Origin of the sequence: Neptunitalea chrysea (assembly GCF_027924145.1) — a bacterium.
GTDB classification, from domain to species: Bacteria; Bacteroidota; Bacteroidia; order Flavobacteriales; family Flavobacteriaceae; genus Neptunitalea; species Neptunitalea chrysea.
This window is the reverse complement of record NZ_BRVP01000060.1, coordinates 1-1341: the sequence shown is the minus strand read 5'-3', so window position 1 is coordinate 1341 and position 1341 is coordinate 1. Positions and strand designations below refer to the sequence as shown.

Here is a 1341-nt window from a genome sequence, read left to right as displayed (position 1 = left end):
TTCTTGCGCTTCGGTTACTGCTTGATGGATACTATCCTCTTTAGAGGTATTGTATGCGAAATTTGCTCCGGTACTAAGATTAAAATTGCCCATTCCCCAATTTGATTTGACATATGCACTGGTATCTTTAGATTCAGAAATTATTTTGGCTATTTCTGTTTGCGTTTCATACCGGTTAGTGCTAGTCGCATCGGTCAATTTTTCCGTTTCGGCTTCAGATGAGGTAGAGGTAGTATTCTCCGAGGCTCTTAACCTGCGGGTTTCCTTTTCTTTATACTCCCTTGCCATTACATTTTCTATGTGTGATACTTCTCCCTCTATATAGCAATGTACACTTTGCTCTACTTTTCGGTAGTCGGCAATACCTAATTTACGCATTCCATACCCCGATGGTATAAATATATCATCTACCGTTGTGGATTCATCAGTACTATCAGTACTATCAGTACTATCAGTATCTGAATCACAGGCTATTATAGCCTGATACCAAGATTGACCGTCAAGTGTAAATTCTTGTGTGATTTGGTCGCCATTAGCAAGGTTTATGGTTAGGCTTACAGATATATTGGTAATAGCTTTAGAAATACCACCTGTAACCAATTGTTGTATTTCATACCTGTTATTGATAGAATCTTCTATGAAAGTTGTAGATGAATCAATTATACTTCCTGAGGTGATTGACTTTAAAGTGGCACTAATGCTACTTATGGTTACATCCGAATTCATAGGGCTGATTAACGTAAAATAATAATTCCAATAATTAACCGATTTATTAGATGTAGTTATTTCACCTTTAAATTTTAGCACATAACAGGGTAAATCATTATAGCTATCATCAAAATCTATTGAGTTTTCTGGAACTATGACACCTCCAACACTGGTATTTTTTTTGAGTAGCTGTTTATTATTAAATAAGGTATCGTTGACACGCATTTCTTCAGCATCTAGGAGCTCTGTTGCTTCCTCATAAGTGCTAATATCAGAGAATGATGTTAGCTTAGACAATAGTTGGTATGTTTCACTACGCATTTCTGCTTTTGCACTATCCTCTGTTATTTCAGTTAATGGTGTATAGCTAAACTTTGGTAAATCGGGCAACTTATTGCTTGAAACTTTATTGAAAAGAAACGCTTCCTTACTAATATCATCAATGCTCGTTCTGGCTTCAAACCAAGCTTTTTCTTCTTTATTTAGCTCGCTTTTAAATTCGGCAATCAAAGGGTCAATTATCTCTTGATAATCTGCTTTTTTTGCAGCATAATTAGCTTGATTAGCAATTCTGTATTTTTTCTCAAGATTTTTAATATCTGCTTTGGCTACAGCAATTTCTGCTAATTGTGT

The 1341-nt window shown here is 35.4% G+C and carries 1 pseudogene; it reads right to left on the bottom strand.

Annotated elements, in window-relative coordinates:
- Positions 1-1341 (bottom strand): annotated as a pseudogene (locus NBRC110019_RS16670) (hypothetical protein); the annotation flags it as partial.